At 36.1% G+C, this 8424-nt stretch carries 9 protein-coding genes; 8 read left to right on the top strand and 1 reads right to left on the bottom strand.

Translation table 11 applies throughout. The features are described from left to right. Positions 1-294: 294 nt before the first annotated feature. The 7 genes from cyoE to V7150_RS15970 all read left to right on the top strand — a co-directional run bounded on the left by cyoE (position 295) and on the right by V7150_RS15970 (position 7015). A complete protein-coding gene (cyoE, locus tag V7150_RS16000; RefSeq protein WP_335520256.1) occupies positions 295-1233 on the top strand; it encodes a heme o synthase in 939 nt (312 codons plus the stop codon). Positions 1234-1425: 192 nt separating this feature from the next. Continuing rightward, positions 1426-2484 (top strand): cytochrome c oxidase subunit II, encoded by a 1059-nt coding sequence (gene coxB / locus V7150_RS15995; protein WP_335520253.1) that lies wholly within the window; start codon positions 1426-1428, stop codon positions 2482-2484. Between the two features lie 29 nt (positions 2485-2513). After that, positions 2514-4376, top strand: a complete 1863-nt coding sequence (ctaD, locus tag V7150_RS15990; RefSeq protein ID WP_335520250.1) for a cytochrome c oxidase subunit I — start codon at positions 2514-2516, stop codon at positions 4374-4376. Then, positions 4376-5005 (top strand): cytochrome (ubi)quinol oxidase subunit III, encoded by a 630-nt coding sequence (locus V7150_RS15985; protein ID WP_335520247.1) that lies wholly within the window; start codon positions 4376-4378, stop codon positions 5003-5005. The genes ctaD and V7150_RS15985 overlap by 1 nt, the downstream gene beginning before the upstream one ends. 1 nt (position 5006) lies before the next feature. Beyond that, a complete protein-coding gene (gene ctaF / locus V7150_RS15980; RefSeq protein WP_335520244.1) occupies positions 5007-5342 on the top strand; it encodes a cytochrome c oxidase subunit IVB in 336 nt (111 codons plus the stop codon). 150 nt (positions 5343-5492) lie between these two features. Then, positions 5493-6401, top strand: a complete 909-nt coding sequence (ctaG, locus tag V7150_RS15975; protein WP_335520241.1) for a cytochrome c oxidase assembly factor CtaG — start codon at positions 5493-5495, stop codon at positions 6399-6401. A 149-nt stretch (positions 6402-6550) separates the two neighbouring features. Continuing rightward, complete coding sequence (locus V7150_RS15970; RefSeq protein ID WP_283922510.1) at positions 6551-7015, top strand: DUF420 domain-containing protein; 465 nt, start codon at positions 6551-6553, stop codon at positions 7013-7015. A 161-nt stretch (positions 7016-7176) separates the two neighbouring features. Here the strand turns inward: V7150_RS15970 and V7150_RS15965 are convergent, their stop codons facing one another. Then, positions 7177-7536, bottom strand: a complete 360-nt coding sequence (locus tag V7150_RS15965) for a YugN family protein (protein ID WP_335520235.1) — start codon at positions 7534-7536, stop codon at positions 7177-7179. 190 nt (positions 7537-7726) lie between these two features. On the opposite strand from V7150_RS15965, the gene V7150_RS15960 reads away from it, so the two are divergent. After that, positions 7727-8161 carry a CBS domain-containing protein gene (locus V7150_RS15960; protein ID WP_335520231.1) on the top strand — a complete coding sequence of 145 codons (435 nt, stop codon included), beginning with the start codon at positions 7727-7729 and terminating at the stop codon, positions 8159-8161. Positions 8162-8424 lie beyond the last annotated feature (263 nt).

Below are 8424 nucleotides of genomic sequence, written 5' to 3'. Positions count from 1 at the left end.
GTTCTAATGTTGGAAAATGTCAGAAATTAAATTAAATTTGACCTCTGTCACAATTTGGTCAAAAATTATTCAAAAAAAATTCACAAAAATATCAAAAAGTGTGATTTAATATACAGAGAAAGTTTTTTAAAAAATTACTTCTTTAAAAAGTGATTCCTACTCATCGTTTTTGAACTAATAAAAAGTTTTTACTTTTTTCTTATTATCGTTTCTTAAATAATATAGAACTTTAAATAAAATTGTATTGATACCCCTCGATTGGTGAATATTTGTAAGGATTAGGAGGAAAAGTTTATGTCCAACTCAAAGGCTTATGGAGAAGCGACCATAGAGAATAGTGCTGCAAGCCTGCATTCAACAATTGAAAAAACCTCTGTATGGAAAGACTTCACGGCCCTTATCAAAATTGGAATTGTTAATTCTAATTTAATTACCACATTTACAGGATTATGGCTTGCACTTCATTTTTCAGGGCTAAGCTTTCTAGATAATTTAGATGTTGTATTTTTTACAGTTGCAGGATCTTCCTTAATTATTGCCGGATCATGTGCAATCAATAATTATGTTGATCGTGATATCGATCATTTAATGGAAAGAACGAAATCAAGGCCTACTGTTACAGGAAAAATTTTACCCGTAAAAGTTCTCTCATTAGGTATTTTACTAATTGGACTGGGAACACTGTGTTTATTATTTACAACCATGACTGCAACAGTAATTGGACTGCTTGGAGTTTTTAGTTATGTTTTCCTTTATACTCTGTGGTCCAAGCGGCAACTGGTTTCCAATACAATTATTGGAAGTTTCTCAGGCGCTGTTCCACCGTTAATCGGCTGGGCAGCAGTTGATGCGAACCTTGATATAATGGCGTGGGCGTTATTTGTCCTTATGTTTGTTTGGCAGCCACCACATTTTTATGCTCTAGCAATGAGAAGAGTGAAAGAATACAAGGCTGCTGGAGTACCGATGCTACCTGTTGTGAAGGGCTTCAAAACAACGAAAATTCATATTTTGGTATGGGTAGCACTACTCTTGCCAATCCCATTTTTTCTTACCAAATTAGGAATCCCATTTCTAATTCTAGCGACTTTTTTAAATATCGGTTGGCTGGCATTAGGGATTTATGGATATAGGATCAAAGATGACATAAAGTGGGCAAAGCTAATGTTTGTTTATTCTTTGCAATATTTAACTATTATTTTTGTAGCAATGGTTATAGTTACATTAATTTAGTTTTGTCTGCGATTCTTTCCAGGGTAAAGGGAGAGGGTTTTATACTCCTATTCGATGAATTTGGCGGCGTTACCATGTCAGAATTGGTGCTGCTGCCTTCGGTTTGTTGATGAGGGAAGAATCATCCTACATACTTCTTTGACCAAACATTATTTTTAGAATTTATTTGTGAAAGAGGGGTTTGATTAAGCTATGAAAAGGCTTGCAAAGTGGCGCCTATTTTCGTTATTTGCGATCTTAGCGCTTATTCTCTCCGGGTGTGGTAAACCATTCGTTTCAGCGTTACAGCCAGCCGGTGAAGTTGCAGACATGCAATATGATTTAATGAAGTTAAGCACCATTATTATGGTGGGAGTAATCGTTGTAGTATTGCTCATTTTTACTATTATATTTGTCCGTTTCAGAAGAAAAGACGACAAAATTCCAAAGCAAGTAGAAGGAAGCCATAAGTTAGAAATTATATGGACTACTATTCCTATTTTGTTACTTCTAATTTTGGCTGTACCAACTGTTGCTACAACATTTAATCTTGCTGATGTGAAAGAAATGGATAAGAAAGACTCAAAAGCGTTAGTTATTAATGTAAGGTCACACTTATATTGGTGGGATTTTGAATATCCTGGTCAGAAGATTGTGACGAGTCAGGAATTAGTCGTTCCTACGGATGAAAAGGTTTATTTTAACCTGAAATCTATGGATGTAAAACATTCATTCTGGATTCCGGCTGTCGGCGGAAAACTAGATACCAATACTGATAACATCAACAAATTCTGGCTGGAATTTGATGACAAACGTTCGAATGAAGCAGGAAATCTTTTTTACGGAAAATGTGCTGAGCTTTGTGGACCATCACATGCTTTAATGGACTTTAAAGTAAAAGCAATGAGTCGTGATAAATTTGATGCTTGGGTATCATCGATGCAGGATGTAAAAGAGCCGCAAAAAGCACAAACAGATTTAGCTGCACAAGGACAGGATATCTTTAATAAAAGCTGTATCGGCTGTCATGCAGTTACACCTGCTAATAAAATGCCAGAAACAGCACGTCTTGCACCTAACTTAACAAACTTTGGTGATAGGTCTCGTGTTGCAGGTATTTTAGATCACAATAAAGAAGAATTAAAAAATTGGATCAAAAATCCTGAAACATACAAACCAGGCAATCAGATGACGGGTAAATATCAAGATTTGTCTGATGCACAGCTTGATGCGTTAGCTGAGTATCTAATGGGCTTAAAGGTTCAGGAATAAGGGGAATTGGTTGAAAGGGAGGTAAAATTGTGAGTACCATTGCTCAAAAAAAGGGATTTGGCGCAACATTATGGGACTTTTTAACAACAGTAGACCATAAAAAAATCGCCATCCTATATCTGATTGCAGGTGGAATTTTCTTCTTAATGGGCGGACTTGAGGCAGTTTTTATCCGCATCCAGCTTGCAGTACCAAATAATGATTTTGTCAGTGCAGGCGCGTTTAATGAAATTATTACCATGCACGGAACGACCATGATTTTCTTAGCTGCCATGCCGCTGCTTTTTGCATTTATGAATGCGGTTATGCCATTACAAATTGGTGCACGTGACGTTGCATTTCCATTTGTTAATGCTCTAGGCTTTTGGTTATTCTTTTTCGGAGGAGTGTTCCTAAACCTTTCATGGTTTACCGGTGCTCCTGATGCAGGGTGGACTTCTTATGCTTCGCTTTCACTTCACTCAAAAGGTCACGGAATTGATTTTTATGTATTAGGATTACAGATTTCCGGTCTAGGTACATTAATCGGCGGGATCAACTTCCTAGTTACAATTATTAATATGCGTGCTCCTGGAATGACATATATGAGGATGCCTCTGTTTACATGGTCAACATTTGTGGCATCCGCTATGATTTTATTCGCTTTCCCTCCACTTACAGTTGGTCTTACGCTAATGATGTTTGACCGTTTGTTTGGAGCTAATTTCTTTGATGTTACAATGGGTGGTAATACGGTTATTTGGGAACATCTTTTCTGGATTTTCGGTCACCCTGAAGTTTATATCTTGATCCTTCCGGCATTTGGTATTTTTTCTGAAATCTTTTCACTTTTCTCAAGAAAACGTCTATTCGGTTATTCATCAATGGTTTTCGCGACAGTATTGATCGGTTTCTTAGGCTTCATGGTCTGGGCACACCATATGTTCACAACTGGTTTAGGACCTGTTGCAAATGCGATTTTCGCTGTCGCAACAATGGCAATTGGGGTTCCAACCGGAATTAAGATTTTTAACTGGCTGTTTACCATGTGGGGAGGCAGTGTTAAATTCACCACTCCAATGTATTATGCGTTCGGATTTATTCCGTCTTTCGTAATGGGTGGTGTTACCGGTGTAATGGTTGCTACAGCTGCAGCGGACTATCAGTATCATGATACTTATTTTGTCGTTGCTCACTTCCACTATGTAATTGTCGGTGGGGTTGTATTGGCCATACTTGCTGCAACGCATCTATGGTGGCCAAAAATGTTTGGAACAATGTTAAATGAAACATTAGGTAAAATTACCTTTTGGTTTTTCTTTATAGGTTTCCATTTAACATTCTTTATTCAGCATTTCTTAGGTCTTTGGGGAATGCCGCGCCGCGTCTTCACTTTCCTTCCAGGTCAAGGGTATGACGCTGCGAATATGATCAGTTCAGTTGGTGCTGCATTTATGTCCATTGGTGTCCTTGTTTTACTTTATAACATTATTATGACATCTGTAAAAAATGTTAAAGTGGGTAATGACCCATGGGGAGACGGTAGAACTCTTGAATGGTCGATTCCATCACCGCCGCCATTCTATAACTTTAAACAACTTCCACTTGTTCGCGGCTTAGATGCTTATTGGTTAGAAAAAATGGAAGGTAAAAAAGGCATGACACCTGCTGAACCACTTGGTGACATCCATATGCCGAATTCATCCTTCATTCCATTCATGATTTCACTTGGCTTGTTCATTGCTGCTTTTGGTGCAATGTATCAAGTTGACAAGGTAGCATGGGCACTTCCAGTCATGATTTTTGGATTGCTTGTAACATTTGGTTCCATGTTCGTAAGATCGATAAAAGACGATCACGGTTTCCATATTCATAAAGAAGAATTACAAGAAGAAAAGGGGGCTGAGGCATAATGCACGTTGAAGAGAAAATGACGTACGAAACATGGCCTGCGGCACCGGAGAAATCCACCCTTGAATCAAAAAATAAATTTTTAGGTTTTTGGTTATTCTTAGGGGGAGAGACAGTTCTTTTTGCTACTCTCTTTGCTACCTATCTTGCCTTAAAAGACAAGGTGCCAAATACAAGTCAGCATTTGGCAAAAGATTTATTTGAATTGCCGCTTACATTTGTGGCAACGATGCTGTTATTAACAAGTTCGTTGACAAGTGTTTATGCTATGTATCATATGAAAAACTTTGCCTTTAAGAAAATGATGTTATGGCTTGGACTTACAGTATTATTAGGTGCTGGATTCTTAGGGCTAGAGGTTTATGAATTCAACCATTATGTTCACAAATTTCATCATACCTTTACCAGTAGTGCGTTTGGTTCTGCCTTCTATACACTAGTGGGTTTCCACGGTGCGCACGTTGCGTTTGGGTTATGTTGGATTTTAACATTAATGATTCGTAACTCTAAAAGGGGTCTAAACCTTTATAATGCACCAAAGTTTTATGTTGCCAGCCTTTATTGGCACTTCATTGATGTTGTATGGGTATTCATCTTTACTGTAGTATATTTAATGGGGATGGTGGGATAAAATGACAAATCAGCCATTAAGCTCAGGCAACCCAAGAGTCGATATTGAATATCGCCGCAGAAAGAGCGCTGAGGAAATGCGCTATCAAGTTATTTCCTTTACGTTGATGATTTTTTTAACATTAGTGGCATTTGCAGCAGTAGCAATGAAAGGATTTACTGAATGGTTTATAGTACCATTTATTCTTCTATTGGCTGCAATTCAAGTAGTATTTCAATTATTTTACTTCATGCATATGAGTCATAAAGGCCATGAAGCTCCAACAATGTTTTTGTTTTCCGGATTGTTTGTTGGATTAACTGGAATATTAGCATTTCTTACCATTGTCTGGTGGTAATGATCAAGAAAGAAAATCGGCTTAAAGCCGATTTTCTTTTTAAGTATTGAAAACCCTAGTCAATTTGTAATTCGATTTTTTGCATTCGAACTTTTCTATGACTATAATAAAGATAAGATTTCTTTTACTATATATTGAGGTGATATCAAGGTGCTTACATTAGATATATTTGGATTTAAAGCCCTTTGGAGCCCGTACTTTTTGCTAATCTTACTTGCACTGACTGCTGCCTATTTTCTAATTACCATTACATTTAGATCAAAGTTTCAGGATAGTGAACCACTAACAGGAAAACAAGCTGCGTTATTTTTGACAGCAATGATATTATTGTATGCGATTAAAGGTTCACCACTTGATTTAATGGGACATCTAATGTTTTATATCCATGGGATTACGATGGTTATTTTAGTATTACTGATTCCTCCACTGTTTATTTTGTCGATCCCACAGTGGTTGTGGAGAAGCATACTTCAAATAAAGATGATCAAACCTATATTTAAGCTTTTTACAAAACCTGTTATTGCATTGCTTTTATTTAACGGTTTCTTTTCCTTTTACCATATCCCAATCATTTTTGATCAAGTCATGCAAAATCGGTTTTACCATGGCGGATACTCGATTCTGTTATTCCTTTTATCCGTATTTATGTGGTGGTCGTTAATCAGTCCGCTTTCGGAGTATCAACCATTAAGTGGGATTAAAAAAGTAGCCTATTTATTTGCAAATAGTATGTTAATCACACCTGCTTGTGCTCTGATTATTTTTTCAGATTCTTCATTATATGCAACGTACCATGACCCGGAAATTTGGGGAAAAGTAATGAGTCTATGTGTAGGCCCCTCCATATTTTCAAATTTGAACTTAAGTGGACCGGAGTTATTTAGTTCGATGTCATTGGTTGATGACCAACGCCTGGGCGGTGTAGTGATGAAGATTATTCAGGAAATCATTTATGCTGTTATTTTATCTCAAGTATTTTTTGAATGGTATCGTAAAGATCAAGAAGAATCTGAACGTGAAATGAAGAAGCAAATCTTAAATCCTAATCTTGTTGAATAAACTCCCATTCAATTGGGAGATTTTTTTTGCTAAGATTAGGTTGTAAGTTGAAACACAAGATGTTTTTATAAAATTCCTAGTATTATTTGAAATGGATATGGAACTACACTAAAATGAGGATAGAATACTTGAAAAGAGAGGACCTATGAATGAATTCATTACCGATTTTACCTACAATCAGTACTTCTTTTATTGTTTTAAGCGCTATTACAGTTGCGATTGGCTGGTGGCAAATAAAACAAAGAAAAATTGAAGCCCACAAAAAGACGATGTTTGTTGCCGGGGTTTTTGCACTTATCTTTTTTATTATTTATGCTTCACGGACAATTTTTATTGGGAATACTTCTTTTGGCGGACCAGAAGAGATAAAAATTTATTACACAATATTTTTGGTTTTTCATATCACTTTAGCAACAATCGGGGCGGTATTCGGGATTGTTTCTATACTAACAGGTTATAAGAATAATCTTTCAGTCCATCGTAAGCTTGGACCTATAACCAGTATCATTTGGTTCTTTACTGCAATTACAGGAGTAGCGGTCTATCTTTTATTGTATGTTTTTTATCGTGGTGGCGAGACAACTTCGCTGATCAAAGCAATTCTTGGTCTCTAACAAGATCCCTTAAGAAAATAATCCTGCTAGAATAGAAAAGTTGAAAATTCAAAGACTACTAATTAGTGGAAATAACATGTTTATCATTTTTTTATGATTATTTTCAAAAAATGCAAAAGGAAGAGCGCGCAGATCAAAATCCGTGCGCCCTTTTTTCTGAACTATAATGAAAATTTACTAACTTCTTCATTTACCGTTTCGAGGATCTTTTTGCATTGATTCACTAAGGAAGCTGGGAAGTTCTCTCCTTCGCCATACTCGACGCCATGTGGATAATAGTGTTTACCTAAAATTGGTGTCATCAATTGAATAGTTGCTTTAAAAGTATCGACGTCACCTTCAATCGAATAACCTTGGACACGAAGGTAAAATACCCCTTCCTTTAATTCAAACTTGCGGTCATATGTAACACGTTCGTAGTCCCATTGTCCAGCACGAATCAAACCATAATCATGCATGACCTCATCTAAACGGTTTAAATCCGCTTTTAATTTTTCAATTCCAGTATTCTCGAATTTCATAATTAATCCCTCCTAAAAAAGATTACCTTATCCCCTATGTTTTCGATAATGGTATTACAGCAAGTATAATTCATTATAATAATAGTTGAAAATGTTTAAACTTGCAATGAATAGATTAATCGAATAAAACATTCACGCATTGAAAACCATAATAATGTTTACTGAAATAAAAAACATTGGAGGTTAAAACATGGAAGAAATACGTGATATTATGACAGAAAATGTAGAAAGTTGTACATTATTAGATAATATGTTTGAAGTTGCAGTAAAAATGAAGGATCTTAATGTAGGAGCTATTCCAATTGTCAATCAGGAAAAGCTTGTCGGCATGATTACAGACAGAGATATTGTAATCAGAGGAGTGGCTGAAAAACATCCAGGTTCTACTAAGGTAGAAGATATTATGAGTAAGACACTGGTAACTGTTACCCCAGGCACTTCTAGTAAGGAAGCAGCAAAGTTAATGGCTGAGCATCAAATTCGCCGTTTGCCTGTGGTTGACAATGGAAAGTTAATAGGTATCGTTTCACTCGGTGATTTTGCGATCCGCGAATTAACGGATGACCAGGCAAAGGAGGCATTGACAGAAATTTCCGAGCAAAACTATAACGGTGTGCAACACTAGTATAATTATATAAATATTAACATTTTTTCAATAAAACAGGTACAAAGAGTACCTGTTTTATTTACATTTTGTTAATAATAAGACATTTATGATAATGCCACTTACTAATCTGGACATAGGTGATATAATTAATTTATTCCATTTATATAATGATAGAAAAGTAATAGAGAGGGTGAATGCCTCTGCGTACTCTTTTTAGAATTCTGATACTTTCAGTCGTTTTTTTAACAATTGGTTTTTATGTTAGCATAAATGAAAAAAAT

It is taken from the genome of Neobacillus drentensis (genome assembly GCF_036965245.1).
In the GTDB taxonomy this organism is placed as follows: Bacteria; Bacillota; Bacilli; order Bacillales; family Cytobacillaceae; genus Neobacillus; species Neobacillus drentensis_G.
The sequence above is the reverse complement of the archived record's forward strand: the minus strand, read 5'-3'. Positions and strand labels throughout refer to the sequence as shown.

Excerpts from the sequence above, each read along its gene's own strand:
- cyoE (WP_335520256.1), top strand. The coding sequence starts at position 295 with ATGTCCAACTCAAAGGCTTATGGAGAAGCGACCATAGAGAATAGTGCT.
- coxB (WP_335520253.1), top strand. The coding sequence starts at position 1,426 with ATGAAAAGGCTTGCAAAGTGGCGCCTATTTTCGTTATTTGCGATCTTA.
- V7150_RS15985 (WP_335520247.1), top strand. The coding sequence starts at position 4,376 with ATGCACGTTGAAGAGAAAATGACGTACGAAACATGGCCTGCGGCACCG.
- ctaF (WP_335520244.1), top strand. The coding sequence starts at position 5,007 with ATGACAAATCAGCCATTAAGCTCAGGCAACCCAAGAGTCGATATTGAA.
- V7150_RS15970 (WP_283922510.1), top strand. The coding sequence starts at position 6,551 with ATGAATTCATTACCGATTTTACCTACAATCAGTACTTCTTTTATTGTT.
- V7150_RS15965 (WP_335520235.1), bottom strand. The coding sequence starts at position 7,536 with ATGAAATTCGAGAATACTGGAATTGAAAAATTAAAAGCGGATTTAAAC.
- V7150_RS15960 (WP_335520231.1), top strand. The coding sequence starts at position 7,727 with ATGGAAGAAATACGTGATATTATGACAGAAAATGTAGAAAGTTGTACA.